Consider the following 18206-nt stretch of genomic DNA (forward strand, 5'->3'; position numbering starts at 1 on the left):
ACGGATATGAACGGAGTGTGTCCATGGGCGATCGCCGACGACGACGCCGCCTGGCCGCGGCGGCCACCGTCGCGGGATTGATGTTCGGAACGGCCGCCTGTGGCTCCGGCTCCGACAGCGCGGGCAGCAGCGATCCGAACACGCTGGAGGTCTGGACCCGGAGCAATCCGGACTCGGCCGCCACCTACGACCGGGTCTTCGCCGCCTTCACCAAGAAGACCGGCATCAAGATCGACTACCAGCCGGTCATCAACTTCGACCAGCAGCTCCAGAGCCGGGCGTCCACCAAGGACCTGCCGGACGTCATGATCAACGACACGGCCCTGATGGGCAGTTACCAGAGCCAGGGCCTGCTCAAGCCGATCGACCCCGCCTCGATCGCGGGCGGCGAACAGATCACCGACAAGTCCTGGTCCTCCACCGTCGGCATCGACGGGAAGCACTACGGCATCCCGTACTCCCGTCAGGCCCAGACCCTGATGATCAGGACCGACTGGCTGAAGAAGCTCGGGCTGAAAGCGCCGAAGACCTGGCAGGAGATGCTCTCCGTCGCCAAGGCCTTCGCCACCGAGGACCCGGACGGCGACGGCAAGGCCGACACCTACGGCATCGTCGCGCCGGCCAGCGCCCAGAACGGCTACGCCACCTGGTGGGGCGCGAGCTTCCTGTGGCAGGGCGGTGCGCAGATCATCGCGCCGGACGGCAAGGGCACGTACACCCCCGCCATGGACTCGGCCGCCGCGATCAACGCCGTGACCTGGATGAAGGACAACCTCTTCTGCGGCAAGCAGGGTGTCGTCCAGCCCGGCGCGATCACCGCCGTCACGGCGACGGCCACCAACTTCCAGGACGGCAACGCCGGGATGTACATGACCGGCCCGTACAACATCACCACCTTCGACGCCACGCCCGGCAAGGACAAGTACGAGGTCGTCCCGGCCCCCGCCGGCCCGGCCGGCGGCGATGTACTGGCCGACGGCGAGAACGTCTACCTCGGCGCCAAGACCGGCAAGGACCGACAGGAGCTGGCGCTGGCCTCGTTCCTGGTCTCGGCCGAGGGCCAGAAGATCGCCATGACCAGCGTCGACGGCCACCAGCCCGTCGTCCGCATCCCCGTGAACTCCACGCTGGACGCGGCCGAGGTCAGGAACGACGCCCGCTGGAGTGTCGTACAGAAGGCCTACGAGCACGCCTCCGAGCAGTTCCCGAACGCGCCGGACTTCGCCCCGATCAAGCAGGACACCGCCGACGCGCTGAACTCGATCTTCACGTACTGCGGCGGTGACGTCCGCTCGCAGCTCAAGGAGCTGAACGACACCCTCGCCGGTGACCTCAAGGACCAGGACCTGCTGAAATGACCGCTACCGTTCCCGCCCCCGCGGCGCGCAAAAGCACCGGCAGGAGGGCCCTCGACAAGAAGGCCGTCGTCCCCTGGCTCTTCCTGGCTCCGGGGCTGCTGCTCGCCCTCGTCTTCAAGTTCTGGCCGATGGCCAAGGGCATCTGGCTCAGCTTCTTCGACGTCAGGCCCTTCCTCGGCGACAAGTGGATCGGCCTCGAGAACTACAGCCGGGTCCTGACCGACCACCGCTTCCAGGACGCCATCGGGCACACCCTGATCCTCGGCATAGGCCAGTCGGTCGGGGCGATCCTGCTCGGGTTCGCCCTCGCGCTGCTCCTCGAGGGCCAGGCCCGCTCGCTGAAGTTCCTCCGTACCGCGGTCTTCCTGCCCGCCGTCACGGCCACCGCGGTGGTCGGCGAGCTGTGGCGGCTGATGTACTACCCGACCTCCGACGGCCTGCTCAACAGCGGGCTGCACTTCTTCGGACTCGGGACCGTCCAGTTCCTCGACAACCCGGACATCGCGCTGTACTCGACGATGGTGATGGGCATCTGGATCTGGGCGCCGTACAACATGGTGATCTTCCTCGCCGGTCTCGCGGGCGTGGACCGCTCGCTGTACGAGGCGGCGGCGATGGACGGTGTCTCGCTGTGGCAGCGGCTGCGTTACGTCACGCTTCCCGCGATCCGCCCGGCGCTCATGATCGTGCTCACGCTCGCCACGATCCGCGGACTGCGCGTGTTCACCGAGGTCTACGTCCTCACCGGCGGCGGCCCCGCCGGGTCCACCGACGTCTGGATGACCCGCGCCTACACCCTGGGCTTCACCCGCAACGACATCGGCGGCGCCTCGGCGGCCTCGGTCGTCCTGCTCTGCGTGACGCTGCTGCTCACCGTCCTGGTCAACAACCTCCGCAAGAGGGGAGAAGCGCGATGAGCGCCCCCGTCATCGACCCCGTCCGGCCGGCGGCACCTGACACCCCGGCCGGACGGACCACCAAGGCGCAGCGGACCACCCCGGCCCGCTTCGACACCGCCCTCGGCTGGAACGACCGGCCCGGTCTCGCCTGGGCCCTGCGCATCCTGCTCTGTCTGATCGCCCTCGCCGTCTTCGCGGCGCCGTTCCTGACGATCTTCTCGGGCGCCTTCACCACCAACCCCAGCGGATCCTCGCTGTCGTTCCTGCCGCACGACAGCACGCTGCTGAACTTCAGGGTGGCGGGCGAGCGCGGCATCTGGGACTACCTCGGCAACTCCCTGGTCATCGCGGGCGGCGGACTGCTGCTCCAGCTCGTGGTGTGCACGCTGGCCGCGTACGCGCTGGCGCGGCACCGGTTCCGTGGCCAGGCGCTGATCATGATGCTGTTCATGATGACGCTGATGCTGCCCGAGGAGGTCATCGCGATCCCCCTGTCCCTGGTCCTCGGTGACGTGCCGGTGGTCCACCTGGACCTGAAGGGCACGGTCTGGGGCGTCATCCTGCCGCTGGGCGCCTGGGGATTCTCGGTGATGATGCTGACCGAGTTCATGCGGGACATCCCCGCCGAGATCGAGGAGGCGGCCCGCCTCGACGGCGTCGGCGAACTGCGGATGCTGTGGCAGATCATCCTGCCGCTGTGCAAGCCCGCGCTGGGCGTGGCCGGGGTGCTCGGCTTCATCATGATCTGGGACCAGTACCTGCTGCCCCTGATCGCCTCCAAGGACCCCACCGACTACACGGTCACCGTCGCCCTGTCCATCCTGCGCACCGACCCCGAGGTCGGCTCCGGGGTGGTCCTGGCCGGTGCGGTCATCGCCCTGATACCCAGCCTGATCGTCTATCTGCTCCTCCAGCGCTCCCTGGTCACCGGCATCGCCGCCGGTGCCACGAAGGGCTGACCCCGACCCCCCACGTTTGAGGGAGACATGAAGTTCCAAGGAGTGCTGTTCTTCCCGGTGACGCCGTTCGCCGCGGACGGCTCGCTGGACGAGGAACGGCTCGCCCAGCACATCGACAGCGGCGTCGCGGCCGGTGCGGGCGGCGTGTTCGTCGCCTGCGGCACCGGTGAGTTCCACGCGCTGACGCCCGACGAGATCGAGCGGGCCACCCGGGTCGCGGTCGAGACGACCGCGGGCCGGGTGCCCGTCCTGGCCGCGGCCGGCGGCCCCACCCCGGTCGCCCGCGACCAGGCCGCCCGCGTGGCGCGGGCCGGCGCCGACGGCATCCTGCTGCTCCCGCCGTACCTCGTGACGGCCCCGCAGCAGGGTCTGGTGCGCTACGTCGAGGAGGTCACGGCCGCGAGCGAGCTCCCGGTGATCTTCTACCAGCGCGGCACCGCCCGCCTCACCGAGGCGACGGCCGCCGAGATCGCCGCACTGCCCAGGGTCGTCGGCCTCAAGGACGGCCTCGGCGACATCGAGCGGATGCACCGCATCGTGCGCGCGGTACGTGCCGTGCCGGGCACGGAGGACTTCCAGTTCTTCAACGGCCTCCCGACGGCGGAGATGACCGCGCCCGCCTATCAGGGCATCGGCGTCCCGCTGTACTCCTCCGCCGTGTTCGCCTTCGCGCCCGAGATCGCCCTCGCCTTCCATCGGGCCCTCGCCGCGGGCGACCGACCGCTTCTCGACACCCTCCTCGACGAGTTCTACGGCCCCCTCGTCCAGCTCCGCGACGAGGTGCCGGGGTATGCCGTGGCGCTCGTCAAGGCGGGCGTGGCCCTGCGTGGACTGGACGTCGGTGGGGTACGGGCGCCCCTGGTCGATCCGGCCCCGGAGCACATCGCGCGCCTGTCCAAGCTCATCGACCACGGCCTGGAGGTGGTCGGCACATGAGCGACCCGACTCGGATCAAGGAGCTGATCGTCACCCCGATCGCCTTCCGCGACCCGCCGCTGCTCAACTCCAACGGCGTCCACGAACCCCTCGCCCTGCGCATCATCCTCCAACTCGTCCTGGAGGACGGCACGGTGGGCCTCGGCGAGTCCCCCGGCGGGGTGGCCCGCCTGGAGCGACTTGAGGCCGCCGCGAAGGTCGTCGCAGGCATGGACGTGTTCGACACGACCGCCGTCGGCGCCGCGATCGATGCCGCCCTGCTCCCGACCGTGCCCAGCTCCCACGAGCGCGGCTGGACCACCTCGGCGGTGGAGGTGGCCTGTCTCGACGCCCAGGGCAAGCTGCTCGGCCGCCCGGTCAGCGACCTGCTCGGCGGAACGGTCCGGGACTCGGTGCCGTTCGCCGCGTATCTCTTCTACAAGTGGGCCGAGCACCCGGCCCTCGACGGCCGCGCCGCCGTCGGCGACGACTGGGGCGCGGCCCTGGACCCGGCCGGCATCGTGGAGCAGGCCCGGCTGATGCAGGAGCGGTACGGGTTCAGGTCGTTCAAGCTGAAAGGCGGTGTCTTCCCGCCCGACGAGGAGATCGCCGCGATCAAGGCGCTCGCGGAGGCCTTCCCCGGGCAGCCGCTGCGGCTCGACCCCAACACGGCCTGGACGGTGGAGACGTCCAGGTACGTGGCCCGTGAACTCGACGGTGTCCTGGAGTACCTGGAGGACCCGACCAAGGGCATCGAGGGCATGGCGGCGGTGGCGAAGGACGCGCCGATGCCGCTGGGCACCAACATGTGCGTGATCGCCTGGGAGCACCTGAGGCCCGCGATCGAACAGAACGCGATCCAGGTGCTGCTGACGGACCACCACTACTGGGGCGGTCTGCGCCGAACCCGTGAACTGGCCGCGGTCTGCGAGGCGTTCGGGCTCGCCCTGTCCATGCACTCCAACTCGCACCTGGGCATCAGCCTGGCCGCCATGACCCATGTGGCGGCGGCGATCCCGAACCTCGACCACTCCTGCGACACGCACTACCCGTGGAACTCGGCGGACGACGTCGTCCTCCCCGGTGTCCTGGAGTTCCGCGACGGCGAGGTCAAGGTGCCGACCGGCCCCGGCCTCGGTGTGGAGCTCGACCACGAAGCCCTGGACCGGCTGCACCGCCTCTACCTCGACTCCGGGGTACGCAGCCGCGACGACACCGGATACATGCGGCGGTTCCAGCCCGACTACGAACTCAGGCTCCCCCGTTGGTGACAGGACCCCCATGAGACAGGGCGCCCGGCGAACCCGGGCGCCCTGTCTTTGCCGCTGGTCCTGGGGGCCGAGGGGGAGCCGAGCCCAGGGGCGACGCTCCGAGTCCGATCACCTCCCGCTGAAGATCCGCCGGTGCTTCAATGTCACTCCCCGGGTGGAGGAGCGACGCATGGGTGCGGAGTCGGGCAGCGTCCTGGTGACCGGCGGCAGCGGTTTCGTCGGCAGCCATCTGGTACGGCGGCTGCTGGAGCGGGATCACGAGGTGCACGCCACCGTGCGCAGTCTCGCGAACGCGGCGAAGGTGCGGCCGCTGCGGCAGATGGAGGCGGAGTTCCCGGGCCGGCTCACGCTGTTCGAGGCCGACCTCCTCAATGAGGGCTCCTTCGACGTCGCGATGGCGGGCTGCCGCGTCGTCTTCCATGTCGCCTCGCCGTTCTTCATGCCGGAGAAGATCAAGGACGGCCGGAAGGACATGGTCGACCCGGCCCTGACCGGCACCCGCAATGTCCTGGCCGGCATCGAGCGGACCCCGACGGTCGAGCGGCTGGTCTTCACCTCCACGGTCGGCGCGATCTTCGGCGACTACTCCGACGTGCGGGACATGGACGGGCAGATCCTGTCGGAGAAGTACTTCAACACCAGCAGCACGGTGGAGAACAACCCGTACCACTACGCCAAGACCGTCGCCGAGCGCGCGGCCTGGGACGCGGAGGCCGCACAGGACCGCTGGCGCATGGTGTCCGTCAACCCCGGCCTGATCCTGGGCCCTTCGCTCGCGCCCGCCTCCGAGTCCGGCAGCCTCTTCCTCCTGGAGGAACTCTTCAAGGGCTACTTCTTCTACGGCGCCCCGGACTTCAGCTTCACCACGGTCGACGTCCGTGACGTGGCCGACGCGCACATCGCCGCGGCGGAGAAGCCCGACGCGAAGGGCCGCTACATCCTGGCCGCGCCGACGATGACGTCGTTCCACGAGATGTCCCGCATCATCCGCACCCGCCATCCCCGCGGCCTGCGCATCCCGCGCACCGCGCTCCCTCACTGGCCTGTGCGCATACTCGGCCCGGCCTTCGGACTGACCCAGGACTACATCCGCAAACACCTCGGCATCCGGTTCGAGGTGGACAACAGCCGCAGCGTGAACGAACTGGGCCTCGTCTACCGCCCGGTCGAGGAGACAGTCCTCGATCACTACGAGGCGTGGCTCGCTCACCAGGGAAAACGCTGATCCGCACCGACAGTACCGGCTCCACGCGACGAAGGTCACAGTTACATCTCACACTTTTCACACTTCAACCTTCACGGGAGCCTCACAAGTTGGCTAAGTTGACGGCGAGCAGCACGACGGAAGGGGCACGTCTTTCATGGCGCCGGATCGAACTTCGCGCAATGGAGGGTTCAGCCTCCCGGCCAAGCGCAACTCCGCACTCGCGACGGCCGCCATCGCCTCCGCGGCCCTCCTCTCGCAGACCGGGAACGCCGCCGCGGACGAGGGGCCGAGCCCCGACGAGGTGAGCCGACGGGTCACCAATCTCTACGACCGGGCCGAGGACGACTCCGGTACCTACAACGCCACGCGCGCGGCCGGAAGGGCGTCGAGCACCCGCGGCCGTACCGCTCCGGCGACCGGCGGCGGGCGCGGTACCGGCGGCGACCCCGCCCTCGACGACATCGCCAAGCAGTGGTACGGCATGGCCCGCGCGAAGACGGGCCCGATACTCGAGGCGACCCTGCCCGCCGACCGCGTTGCCGCCCGCCCTGCCGAGACACGTCGCCAGCGCCCGTCGGACGCTCCCTCGGCACGCGAACCGAAGCCGGCCGAACGCTCCATGCCGGAACTGACCGCCGCGCCCATGCGCGCCCTGCCGAGCGCACCGGAGACGACACCGGCCGCGCTCACCGCCGCGCCGGCCCAGTCACCTTCGTGGGCACCGGAACCGGCCTCGCAGAACCTGACCGGCACCGGCGAAATGCCCGCCTTGGGCAGCGCCCAACTCGTCACCGGGGTCCCTGAGTACACTCCGCAACTCGTCACGGGGGTCCCCGACTACACCGCCCAGCCTGCGACCGGGGCCCCCGAGCACCCCGCCCAGCCCACCATCGGCTTCCCGGAGTACACCCCGCAACCCGCCACCGCGATCCCCGACCACACCCCGCAGCTCACCGCCGGAGTCCCCGAGTACACCGGACAGTTCGCCACCGGCTTCCCGGAGTACACCCCGCAGGTCAGCGCGGGATACCCCGAGTACAACCCGCAGGTCAGCACGGGGATCCCCGACCACACCGGGCAACTCGGCACGGGCCTGCCCGAGTACACCGCACACACCACCGCGGGATTCCCGGACTACAGCGGCCAACTCAGCACCGGGATACCTGAATACGCCGCACAAGCCAGCACCGGGTTCCCCGAGTACAGCGGACAGACCACTACAGGCTTCGCCGAGTACACCGCACAAACGGCCACAGGCTTCGCCGAGTACTCCGCGCAACCCACCACGGCATACCCCGAGTACTCCACACCCCTCACCGCCCCCCTCGCGGCGATCGCGCCCCCGCCGGCCGACACCCTCCAGAGCAACGTCCCGGCCATCCCGGCCCCCCGCGCCCCCGAGCCGGACTGGCAGGCACCCCAGCCGGCCGCGGCACCGAGCGCCGATCTCCCCACCGTCGACCCCGGTTACGACTCGAAGGTCATCCAGGTGCTCGCCTTCGCCCGCTCCCAGATCGGCAAGCCCTGTGTCTGGGGCGCCGCGGGCCCGGGATCGTACGACAACTCCGGCCTCACCCAGGCCGCCTGGAAGGTCGCCGGCGTCTCCCTCCCCCGCACCGCCCTCGGCCAGGCGAGCACCGGCACGGCGGTGTCCCTGTACGCCATGCAACCCGGCGACCTCGTCTTCTTCCACGACGACTTCAGCCACGTGGGCCTGTGCACCGGCAACGGCATGATGATCCACGCACCGGGCCCGGGTGCGTCCATCCGCGAGGAGTCGATCTACCCGACCGGCGAGTCGATCATCCGCGGCGCGATACGGCCCGTCTGACACGTCACGAGAGCACATCACGGCACTCCCTTCACGCACACCTCTGGACGCCCCGCGAACACCTCGCCTAGGGTTCCGGAGAAAGCGCTTTCTGGCCTGACCATGCCAACCAGGGGGAGCGTCTCGTGCCGCACCAGCAATGGACCCGCAAGTCCTTCCTCCGGGGAATGGCCGCCGTCGGCGCGGCCCCCTTCCTCCCCGGCCTGATCCCGACCAGCGCTCACGCCGCTCCCTCGGACCGCCCCGCCTTCCCGCTGGCGGCGGGCGGCACGGCCGTCGGCATCTTCGTGGACGCGGCGGACGACCCCGCCGTCGTCCGCGCCGCGGGCGACCTCCAGTCGGACGTCGAACGGGTCTCCGGGGCGAGACCCGACCTGCTCCGCACGCTGCCGCGGAGCGCCCCCCTGCTCGTCCTGGTGGGCACCCTCGGCGCGAGCCCCGCCATAGACCGCCTCGTCTCGCAGGGCCGCCTGGACGTCTCCCGGGTGAAGGGCCGCTGGGAGGCGTCCGTGACGCAGGTGATCGAGCGTCCGCTGCCCGGCGTGGACCGCGCCCTGGTGATCGCGGGCAGCGACCGGCGCGGCACGGTTTACGGGATCTACGACACCTCCGAACGCATCGGCGTCTCCCCCTGGTACTGGTGGGCGGACGTCCCCGTCGAGCGCCGGGACACCGTGACGGTCCCCGCGGGCCGCTTCGAGCGCCGGGAGCCGTCGGTCCGCTACCGGGGCGTCTTCATCAACGACGAGCAGAACCTGACCACTTGGTCCCACCGCACGCAGGAGACCGACAAGAACATCGGCCCCGAGACGTACAAGCGCGTCTTCGAGCTGCTGCTGCGCCTGAAGGCCAACTACCTGTGGCCTGCGATGCATCCGTACTCCGACTTCTTCAACAAGTACCGGGAGAACCCCGAACTCGCCGACCGCTACGGCATCGTGGTCGGCTCCAGCCATCCCGAGGCCCTGCTGCGCAACGGAGTCCACGAGTGGGAGCCGTGGATCGCCGAACACCCGAACGCCGACGGAAGTGCGCCGGTCTACGACTACACGGTCAATCCCGCTGTCATCTCCGACTACTGGAGGGCGCGGGCGAGACAGAACGCCGCGTACGAGAGCAGCTGGACGCTCGGCATGCGCGGCCTGCACGACAGCGCGCTGGAGACGAAGTACGCCACCACGATCCCGGAGAAGGTCGTGGTGATGAACGACATCATCGCCGACCAGCGCCGGATCCTCGCCGAAGAGGTCGGCTCCGCTGCCGAGCCGCAGATCTTCATCCCGTACAAGGAGGTCCTGGACCTGTACAACGCGGGTGTCCAGGTCCCCGACGACGTCACGCTGATCTGGCCGGACGACAACCACGGCAACATGCGCCAGCTGCCGAACGAGGCGGAGCGGGCGCGGTCGGGCGGAAACGGTATCTACTACCACCTCTCCTACTGGGGCCGCCCGAAGAGCTACCTGTGGCTGGACACGACCCAAGTGGCCAAGGTCTGGCAGGAGTTGCGGCGGGTCTACGAGCACGGCACCGACCGCATGTGGATCTTCAACGTCGGTGACGTCAAGTCGATCGAGACCGGCCTGTCCTTCGCGATGGACATGGCCTGGGACGTGGACCGCTGGGAGGCCGACGAGGTCGAGGGATTCCTGGCGGAGTGGGCCGGGAGGCAGTTCGGGCGACGCCACGCCAGGGAGATCGCCGCGATCCGCACCGAGTACTACCGGCTCGCCGGGGAGCTGCGCCCCGAGTTCATCGCCGCGGGCCTTGTCTCCGTCGTCCACCACGGCGACGAGGCCGGGCGCCGGATGGCGGCGTACGACCGGCTCCTCGCGCGGGTCCGGGCGGTGGGCGCCGACCTGCCCGACGCCTATCGGGACGCCTTCTACGAACTGGTCGAATATCCGGTGCACGGCGCGTACTTGATGAATCTCAAGTACTACTGGGCGGACCGCAACGCGCTCGCCGCCCGGCAGGGCCGTGGGGCCGGCACGAACCGCTTCGCGGACCTCGCGCTCGCCGCGCACACGGCGGAGGCCGCTCTCACCAGCCGGTACAACACCGAGGTGGCGGGCGGGAAATGGGACGGGTTCGTCAATCCGTACCCGTCGCAGATCCCGAAGGCGCCGGGGCGCCCGACCGTCACCAGGGTGACCCGGCAGGAGACCAGCGGGCTCGGGGTGGCTGCCGAGGGGAACGAGACCGGGGCCGGCCGGCCGCTGTCGTTCTCCTCGTACACCCGCGACCGGCGCTTCGTCGACGTCTTCAACACCGGGTTCCTGCCCCTGGACTGGGCGGCCGAGGCAAGTCACCCGTGGGTGAAGCTGAGCACGGCCGGTGGCTCGCTCACCGAGCAGCGGCGGGTGTGGGTGGAGATCGACTGGGAGCGTGCGCCCGAGGGTGCGCAGGAGGCCACCGTCACCTTCACCGGCCCGGCGCAGCGCTTCGACGTGCCGCTGCGGGTGGTCAACGGCCGCCGACGGGCCCGTGGCTTCGTCGAGGCCCACGGATACGTGTCGATCGACGCGGCGCACGCCGACCGGCGGGTGGGCCGAGGCGGCTGCCGCTGGCGGACCGTGCGGGGCCTCGGACGTCGTACGGGAGCCGTCGAGGCCGTTCCTTCCACGGCGGCTCCGATCACCGGTGACTTCGCCTTACGTGCACCGGAGTTGCGATACCGGGTGCGGTTCGGCAGCACCGGCACCTTCCCCGTCACCGTCTTCAGGCTGCCCTCGCTGGACGAGCGCGGGCAGCGGCGGGTGGCCGTCGGACTCGACGACCAGCCGGTGACCGTCCTGTCCGGGCAGGCCGTCGCCACAGGGAACCGGGGGGACGCCTGGGCCCGCCAGGTGGAGGACGGCGTCGAGCGGCTGACCGCCACCGTGACGGTCGCCGAGGCCGGGGAGCATGTGCTGAGGATCTTCATGGTCGATCCGGCGATCGCGGTGGACCAGATCGTGATCGACACGGGCGGCCTGCCCGCCACCTACCTCGCGCCGCCCGAGAGCTACCACCCGGTGTTCAACCCGGAGCCTGCGCCGGGCCCGGGTCTGGAGGCGCCGGAGCAGTAGACCGAGGGCTTCGTGCGGGCCGCCGGTCCCCCGTGCCGGCGGCCCGCACGCGTCGCGGCCGGCGCTGCCGTCCCCGCGGGGAGACAGACGTATCCGACGGGCCGCCCTCCCCCCACTGCGGCCCGCCGGAGCTTCAATGTGCTGGAGTACATCCGAGAACGTCGATGTTGCTCGGATGAAGTGTGGGTCAGCGAGGTACTACGCCGGTATGGGTACAACTGCGTATGAGCGGGTGCTGGCGGTCGCCGTGGCCGCGCTCCACGAACGCGACCCTGAGCGACTGTGGCCCCTGCTGGCGGCCGAACTGCCGGTCCTGTGCGGTGGGGACGCCCTGATCTACAAGCTGGACAACTGGAACGAGAGCGAGGGCACACTCGGTCTGTCCCCCGATGCCACCGCGGAGTTCGTCGCGCTCGGGGACGAGGAGACCGCGCTGCTGCGCTCGGGATTCCCGTTGGCCCGGCACTACGCGGGCAGACCCGACCGGGCGCCGGTCACGGCCCGTCGGGTGGCCGGACGTTCCTGGTCGGGAAGCGCGACCGCGCAGCTCCTCGACGGCCTCCTGGACGTCGACCATGTGCTGGGCATTCCGCTGCCGCAGTCGACCACCCCGGTCACCGGGTGCATGGTGTACCGCTCCGGGCGGGACTTCACCGACGACGAACTGCGCCTGGCCGAGCAGTTGCAACCCCTGCTGGCCGCCGTCGAGCAGCAGCGGCAGCTCCTGCGACGGCTCGACGCCCCTTCCGAGGAGGCTGCCGACGTGGCGCTCACGCCCCGGGAGACGACTGTGCTGCTCCTGCTCGGCGACGCCCTGACCGCCGTGTCGATCGGCCGCAGACTCGGGATATCCGAGCGTACGGTCCACAAGCACATCGCGAACATCTACCGCAAGCTCGGCACGCACGACCGCGTCAGTACGGTGCTGCACGCCCAGCGGCTCGGGCTCGTCCCTAGGGCACCGGCGGACCGCCCTTGAGGCGTTCCAGGTCGGAGGGGCGGACCTGGATGACCACGACGGCGATGAGCGCGGCGACCACCGTGAAGATGGCGGCCATCACGAAGGCGGCAGAGACACCGGCGGTGAGGACCTCGTCGCCCCAGGTGCCCGGGAGTTCACCGGTGCGTTGGAACAGACGGCGCTCGGCAGGGGTGGCCTGGGCGAGGAAGCGCGGGACCTGCTTCTCCGCCTCGTTGGTGCTGGCCGTGCCGAACATCGTGACCAGGATGGACAGCCCGAGCGAACCGCCCACCTGCTGGGTGGCGTTGAGGAGCCCGGAGGCCGCGCCGGTCTCCTCGGTGGGCACGTTGGAGAGCGCCATCAGGGTCAGCGACACGAACTCCATGCCCATGCCGAGGCTGAAGACGAGCATCGGCCCGAGGACACTGCCCGCGTAGGTGGAGTGGATGTCGGTCAGGGTCAGCCAGGCCAGCCCGGCCGCCGCGAGGATCGCGCCACCGACCATGAAGGGCTTGGGCCCGTAGACGGGCAGGAACCGCGAGGCGAGACCGGCGCCGATCGCGATGACCGCACTGACCGGCAGGAACGCGAACCCGGTCGCCAGCGGGCTGAAGTCCAGGACGTTCTGTGTGAAGAGGGTCAGGAAGAAGAACATGCCGAAGATCGCGGCCGCGAGGCACAGCATGATGCCGTAGGTGCCCGCGCGGTTGCGGTCGGCGAACATGTGCAGTGGGGTGATCGGCTGCCGGGAACGCTTCTCGATCAGCACGAACACCACGAGGAGGACGACCGCCCCGGCGAACGAGGCCAGCGTGAGCGCGTCCCGCCAGCCTTCCTGGGCAGCCCGGATGAAGCCGTACACCAGCAGCACCATGCCCGCGGTGGCGGTCAGCGCACCGGCGATGTCGAAGTTGCCGGGATGCCGCTCCGACTCACGGATCCAGCGGGGCGTGGCGAGCGCGATGAGCAGCCCGATCGGGACGTTGACGAACAGCACCCACCGCCAGTTCAGCCACTCGACGAGCACCCCGCCGGCCAGCAGCCCGATCGCGCCGCCGCCCGCCGAGACCGCGGCGAAGACGCCGAACGCCCGGTTGCGCTCGGGTCCTTCGCGGAAGGTCGTACTGACCAGGGAGAGGGCGGTCGGGGACGCGATGGCGCCGCCGACGCCCTGGAGGGCGCGTGCGGCGAGGAGTTGGGCCTCGTTCTGGGCGAGCCCACCGAGGAGCGAGGCGAGCACGAACAGCAGTACTCCGAAGACGAACACGCGGCGTCTGCCGAGGATGTCGCCTGTCCTGCCGCCGAGCAGCAGCAGCCCGCCGAAGGTGAGGGTGTACGCGTTGACCACCCAGGCCAGGCTGGTGGTCGAGAAGTCGAGGGAGCGCTGGATGTCCGGGAGCGCGATGTTCACGATGGTGATGTCGAGCACCACCATGAGCTGGCAGGACGCGATGACGAGCAAAGCCATGACGTTTCCGCCGCCGCCGGAGTCCGGTGGGGTTGTCCGTGGTGCAGAACTCGCCTGCGGGTCGCTGCTCATGGTCTCCGTTCGACGGTACGCCCCCGTCCTGGCCGTCACCACTCGAGGACGTGGCACCCCCAGCCCTCCAGGGACACGAACAGACCGCAGTCGGACAGTTCGCCTCCGTCACGGTCGTACAACGCCCCGGTGAGCAGGTCGGTCGCACGGCACACGCGGCCCCGCAGGTCGTCCCACGGCAGCGGCAACCTCGCCTGGGCCGGGCGTTCGGAGTCGTTCACGACGACCAGGTGGCGGGCGTCGGCGTGCGTCCAGGTCCAGGCCAGCAGGTCGCGGTGCGTGTCGTTGTCCGGCCAGACCGTCGGTGTCAGCGGCCGCCAGTCTCCCCTGCGTACGGCGGCAGCGGCGGGCAGCAGTCGGCCGTAGAAGGCCCGCAGGGGCTCGTCCACCGGCTCCTGCGGCCTGCGCCTCAGGAACACGGGCGGCCGCACCCGGCGGCCCTCGAACTGGCCCTCGTGCCAGAGGGTCGCGCCCGGCAGGGTCGCCACGGCCACGGCCGCCGCCCGGCCCCGGTCGCCGGGCAGCGTGGCGGCGGCCCGGGGCTCGTCGTGGTTCTCCAGGAAGCGGACGAGACCGCGCTGGTGGGCGAGGTCGGCGCCCAGATGGGCGCGGACGGAGTCGGCGCTCTCGTGCAGCAGCCGGTCGTAGAGCCGTTTGTCGTAGCAGTGGTCGAAGCCCTGCTGCTGGAGGGCCCCTTCGAGGTCCCAATAGGCCTCGGCGACGAAGAGGAGATCGGGGTGGCGGGCCCGCACGCGCGGGATGACGTACGGCCAGAAGTCCTCGGCGGGGGCCGTGCCCGCGCGGTCTCCCCAGGTCTTCCCGAAGATGTCGTTCATCAGCAGCATGGCCATGTCGCACCGCACGCCGTCGGCCTGGTCGCCGATGGACACGAGGGTGTCCACCGTCGCCTTGCGCAGCGCGTCGCTGAAGGCGTTCAGCTGGACCACGTCCGGCCAGGGCGGGAAGTAGGGGTCACGGCCGCGGGCGTAGACCTCTCCCCCGGCCTCGATGAAGTCGGCCGGGGCGCGGGCCAGGTCGTCGGCGGTGCCCCGTACGAGACGGTCGGGGCCCGACGTGAGCCAGGGGTGGTCGGGAGCCACGTGGTTGGGGACGTAGTCGAGGATCAACCGCAGTCCCCGTGCGGCGAGTTGGGTGCGGGCGGCGGCCAGCCCTTCGGGTCCTCCGAGGGAGGCGTCGACGACGTAGTCGCGTACGCAGTACGGCGATCCGGCGATGTCCGCGTCGGTGACGTCGGGCAGTGCCTCGCGGAAGGAGGCCCTGAGCCCCTCGTCACGCAGGGCGATCTCCAGTCCGGCCGGACTGCGCTCCCATACGCCCATCAGCCAGACGGTGTCGACCCCGGGCAGCGCGACGGAGTCCCAGACCTCGCCGGGCACGTCGCCGAGGGTGACGAGACGGCCGTAGCGGCCGCTCAACTCGGTAAGCCAGACGAGGGTGTTGATCTCGTAGATCACCGTCATGACAGGGGCTCCTCCCGGTCGCCCGGCGGCCGGAGCGACTCCCGCCCGCCCCGGTGCCAGTCCTCCTCGCTGATCGAGTGGAACAGGGTCGCGGTGGCCGCCACCAGGCCCGTCCAGCCGGTCTGGTGGGAGGCCCCGAGACCGGCGCCGTTGTCGCCGTGGAAGTACTCGTAGAAGAGGATCAGGTTCTTCCAGTGCGGGTCCTTGGCGAACACGGTCTGGGCGCCGTGCACCGGGCGCCGGCCGTCGGTGTCGGGCAGGAAGGTCGCGGTGAGCCGGTCGGAGATCTCGCGGGCCACCTCGTACAGGTTGAGCTGCCGCCCGGAGCCGGTCGGGCACTCCACGGTGAAGTCGGGGCCGTGGTAGCCGTGCAGGTTCAGCAGGGCTCGGATCAGCAGGATGTTCATCGGGAACCACACCGGGCCGCGCCAGTTGGAGTTCCCGCCGAACATGCCCGAGTCGGACTCGGCCGGCAGATAGCCGACACCGAACGTCCGGCCGTGCACGTCGAAGGTGTACGGGTGCTTCGCGTGGTACCGGGACAGGGACCGGATGCCGTGCGGGCCGAGGAACTCGTCCTCGTCGAGCATCCTGGCCAGGATGCGGCGCAGCCGGTCCTCGCCGAACAGCGCGAAGAGGTAGCGGCCGTCGGTGGTGGGGCCCGCCTTCGCGTGCTGCGAGACGAAGGCCTCCACGGCCGGATGCCGCCTGACGAAGTTCCTTGCTCCTTCGACGAGTTCGGGGAAGGCGCGGTTCGCACGGCCGCCGATGACGCTCGTCGCCGCAAGCGGTATCAGGCCGACCAGGGACCTCACCTTCAACCGGGTCGCGGTGCCGTCGGGCAGCCGGAGGACGTCGTAGAAGAAGCCGTCCTCCTCGTCCCACAGGCTGGCGTTGTCCTTGCCGATGCGGTTCATGGCGACGGCGATCCAGGCGAAGTGCTCGAAGAGCATCTGTGCCTGCTCGACGTAGACCGGGTTGTCGACGGCGAGTTCGATGGCGATGTCGAGGAGGTTCTGGCAGTACAGCGCCATCCAGGCGGTGCCGTCGGCCTGGTCGAGCTGACCGCCGGTGGGCAGGGGTGCGCTGCGGTCGAAGACGCCGATATTGTCGAGACCGAGGAAGCCGCCCTGGAAGACGTTGTTGCCGTCGGCGTCCTTGCGGTTGAGCCACCAGGTGAAGTTCTTCATCAGCTTCAGGAAGGCGTTCTCCAGGAAGGCGCGGTCACCGTGGCCCGTGCGGTGCTTCTCCAGTTCGTAGACGAAGAGGACGGCCCAGGCGTGCACGGGCGGGTTGACGTCCCCGAAGTTCCATTCGTAGGCCGGGATCTGGCCGTTGGGGTGCAGATAGAGGCGGCGCAGCAGCAGCTCCAACTGGCCCTTGGCGAAGCCGATGTCGACCATGGAGAGGGCCAGGGTGTGGAAGGCGAGGTCCCAGGCCGCGAACCACGGGTACTCCCAGGTGTCCGGCATCGACATGATCTCGTCGTTGACCATGTGGTACCAGGCGCTGTTGCGGATGCGCGGGTCGGCGGAGAGCGGGTCGACGCCGTGTTCGGCGAGCCAGCGCTCCACGTCGAGGTAGTAGTACTGCTTGCTCCAGAGCATTCCGGCGAGGGCCTGGCGGACGAGGCGCTTTTCTTCCTCTCCGGTGGCGGGCGGTGTGATACCGGCGTAGAAGGTGTCGGCCTCGGTCCGGCGCGCCTCCATGGTGGCCTCGAACTCGCCCCAGGGATCCGCGAGTTCGGTGTCGGTCAGGCGCAGGCGGATCCGGGCGCTGCCGTTGGCGGGGATCGTCAGCTCGTGGTGGACGGCGGCCTTGGTGCCGGTGCGCGCGGGGTTGACGGCTCCTCGCACGCCGTGGACGACGTAACGGTCGATGCCGTCCTTCACGTACGGCGTGCTGTTCGGGATGCCGAAGATCCGCTCGTTGTTGGTCTCGTTCTCGGTGAAGAGGGCCTCGGCGCCGTCGAAGTAGAGCCGGCGGGTGCCGAGCTCCTCATGATCGGCCCGAATCGCGCTCTGCGTGAGAGACAGGTTCGGGACCGCCACACCGCCTGCCCAGGACCAGGTGTGCCGGAACCACAGAGTCGGGAGCACATGCAGTACCGCTTCGCCGGGCCCCCGGTTGTGGGCGGTGATCTCGATCAGGAGGTCTTCCGGGCCCGCCTTGGCGTACTCGACGAACACGTCGAAGTAGCGGTCCTCGTCGAAGACACCGGTGTCGAGGAGCTCGTACTCGAGGTCCTCGCGCCCGCGGGCCTGGTTCGTGGTGACGAGGTCACCGTAGGGGAACTCGGCCTGCGGGTACTTGTAGAGGTACTTCATGTACGAGTGGGTGGGCGTGTTGTCGAGGTGGAAGTAGTACTCCTTCACGTCCTCGCCGTGATTGCCCTCCGCGTTGGTCAGGCCGAACATCCGCTCCTTGAGGAGGGGATCGCGGCCGTTCCACAGGGCGAGCGCGAAGCACAGCCGCTGTTTGTCGTCGCTGACACCGGCGATGCCGTCCTCGCCCCAGCGGTAGGCGCGGGAGCGGGCCTGGTCGTGGGTGAAGTACGACCAGGCGTCGCCGTCGTCGCTGTAGTCCTCGCGGACGGTGCCCCACTGACGTTCGCTCAGGTACGGGCCCCAGCGTCGCCAGGGCACCGCACCCGCGTCGGCCTCCGCCAGGCGCCGCCGTTCGGCGTCCGGAGCGCTGCTGTCGGTCTCCATCG

Annotated in this window: 11 protein-coding genes and 1 pseudogene; 9 read left to right on the forward strand and 3 right to left on the reverse strand. The window is 69.9% G+C overall.

Features of this window, described 5'->3' with window-relative positions:
• The first annotated feature begins 23 nt into the window (after positions 1 to 23).
• The 9 genes and pseudogenes from RNB18_RS29205 to RNB18_RS29245 all read left to right on the forward strand — a co-directional run bounded on the left by RNB18_RS29205 (position 24) and on the right by RNB18_RS29245 (position 12490).
• Positions 24 to 1358 carry an ABC transporter substrate-binding protein gene (locus RNB18_RS29205; protein WP_311717106.1) on the forward strand — a complete coding sequence of 445 codons (1335 nt, stop codon included), beginning with the start codon at positions 24 to 26 and terminating at the stop codon, positions 1356 to 1358.
• Positions 1355 to 2275, forward strand: coding sequence for a carbohydrate ABC transporter permease (locus tag RNB18_RS29210; protein WP_311717107.1), 921 nt, complete (start codon positions 1355 to 1357; stop codon positions 2273 to 2275). The genes RNB18_RS29205 and RNB18_RS29210 overlap by 4 nt, the downstream gene beginning before the upstream one ends.
• On the forward strand, positions 2272 to 3216 hold the full coding sequence (locus tag RNB18_RS29215; RefSeq protein ID WP_057609793.1) for a carbohydrate ABC transporter permease: 945 nt from the start codon (positions 2272 to 2274) through the stop codon (positions 3214 to 3216). The genes RNB18_RS29210 and RNB18_RS29215 overlap by 4 nt, the downstream gene beginning before the upstream one ends.
• 27 nt (positions 3217 to 3243) lie before the next feature.
• Entirely contained in the window at positions 3244 to 4152 is a 909-nt protein-coding gene (locus RNB18_RS29220; RefSeq protein ID WP_311717108.1) for a 5-dehydro-4-deoxyglucarate dehydratase, read from the forward strand.
• Positions 4149 to 5402, forward strand: coding sequence for a glucarate dehydratase family protein (locus tag RNB18_RS29225; RefSeq protein WP_311717109.1), 1254 nt, complete (start codon positions 4149 to 4151; stop codon positions 5400 to 5402). Before RNB18_RS29220 ends, RNB18_RS29225 begins: the two co-directional genes overlap by 4 nt.
• Before the next feature lie 169 nt (positions 5403 to 5571).
• Positions 5572 to 6627 carry an NAD-dependent epimerase/dehydratase family protein gene (locus RNB18_RS29230; protein WP_311717110.1) on the forward strand — a complete coding sequence of 352 codons (1056 nt, stop codon included), beginning with the start codon at positions 5572 to 5574 and terminating at the stop codon, positions 6625 to 6627.
• A gap of 1456 nt (positions 6628 to 8083) precedes the next feature.
• Positions 8084 to 8440: pseudogene (locus RNB18_RS29235) on the forward strand (C40 family peptidase); the annotation flags it as partial.
• A 167-nt stretch (positions 8441 to 8607) separates the two neighbouring features.
• Positions 8608 to 11511: a glycosyl hydrolase 115 family protein gene (locus RNB18_RS29240; RefSeq protein WP_311717293.1), complete on the forward strand. Its 2904-nt coding sequence runs from the start codon at positions 8608 to 8610 to the stop codon at positions 11509 to 11511.
• Positions 11512 to 11719: 208 nt separating this feature from the next.
• Positions 11720 to 12490, forward strand: a complete 771-nt coding sequence (locus RNB18_RS29245) for a response regulator transcription factor (protein WP_311717111.1) — start codon at positions 11720 to 11722, stop codon at positions 12488 to 12490.
• On the opposite strand, the gene RNB18_RS29250 is transcribed toward RNB18_RS29245, so the two are convergent.
• From RNB18_RS29250 to RNB18_RS29260, 3 genes are all read right to left on the reverse strand, one after another.
• Entirely contained in the window at positions 12465 to 13940 is a 1476-nt protein-coding gene (locus tag RNB18_RS29250; RefSeq protein ID WP_311717112.1) for an MFS transporter, read from the reverse strand. The genes RNB18_RS29245 and RNB18_RS29250 overlap by 26 nt on opposite strands.
• A 107-nt stretch (positions 13941 to 14047) precedes the next feature.
• Complete coding sequence (locus RNB18_RS29255) at positions 14048 to 15493, reverse strand: alpha-amylase family protein (protein WP_311717113.1); 1446 nt, start codon at positions 15491 to 15493, stop codon at positions 14048 to 14050.
• On the reverse strand, positions 15490 to 18204 hold the full coding sequence (locus RNB18_RS29260) for an MGH1-like glycoside hydrolase domain-containing protein (RefSeq protein ID WP_311717114.1): 2715 nt from the start codon (positions 18202 to 18204) through the stop codon (positions 15490 to 15492). The genes RNB18_RS29255 and RNB18_RS29260 overlap by 4 nt, the downstream gene beginning before the upstream one ends.
• Positions 18205 to 18206: the final 2 nt, after the last annotated feature.

The organism is Streptomyces doebereineriae (assembly GCF_031845645.1).
Lineage (GTDB): Bacteria > Actinomycetota > Actinomycetes > Streptomycetales > Streptomycetaceae > Streptomyces > Streptomyces canus.

Excerpts from the sequence above, each read along its gene's own strand:
- RNB18_RS29205 (WP_311717106.1), top strand. The coding sequence starts at position 24 with ATGGGCGATCGCCGACGACGACGCCGCCTGGCCGCGGCGGCCACCGTC.
- RNB18_RS29210 (WP_311717107.1), top strand. The coding sequence starts at position 1,355 with ATGACCGCTACCGTTCCCGCCCCCGCGGCGCGCAAAAGCACCGGCAGG.
- RNB18_RS29215 (WP_057609793.1), top strand. The coding sequence starts at position 2,272 with ATGAGCGCCCCCGTCATCGACCCCGTCCGGCCGGCGGCACCTGACACC.
- RNB18_RS29220 (WP_311717108.1), top strand. The coding sequence starts at position 3,244 with ATGAAGTTCCAAGGAGTGCTGTTCTTCCCGGTGACGCCGTTCGCCGCG.
- RNB18_RS29225 (WP_311717109.1), top strand. The coding sequence starts at position 4,149 with ATGAGCGACCCGACTCGGATCAAGGAGCTGATCGTCACCCCGATCGCC.
- RNB18_RS29230 (WP_311717110.1), top strand. The coding sequence starts at position 5,572 with ATGGGTGCGGAGTCGGGCAGCGTCCTGGTGACCGGCGGCAGCGGTTTC.
- RNB18_RS29240 (WP_311717293.1), top strand. The coding sequence starts at position 8,608 with ATGGCCGCCGTCGGCGCGGCCCCCTTCCTCCCCGGCCTGATCCCGACC.
- RNB18_RS29245 (WP_311717111.1), top strand. The coding sequence starts at position 11,720 with ATGGGTACAACTGCGTATGAGCGGGTGCTGGCGGTCGCCGTGGCCGCG.
- RNB18_RS29250 (WP_311717112.1), bottom strand. The coding sequence starts at position 13,940 with ATGGCTTTGCTCGTCATCGCGTCCTGCCAGCTCATGGTGGTGCTCGAC.
- RNB18_RS29255 (WP_311717113.1), bottom strand. The coding sequence starts at position 15,493 with ATGACGGTGATCTACGAGATCAACACCCTCGTCTGGCTTACCGAGTTG.
- RNB18_RS29260 (WP_311717114.1), bottom strand. The coding sequence starts at position 18,204 with ATGGAGACCGACAGCAGCGCTCCGGACGCCGAACGGCGGCGCCTGGCG.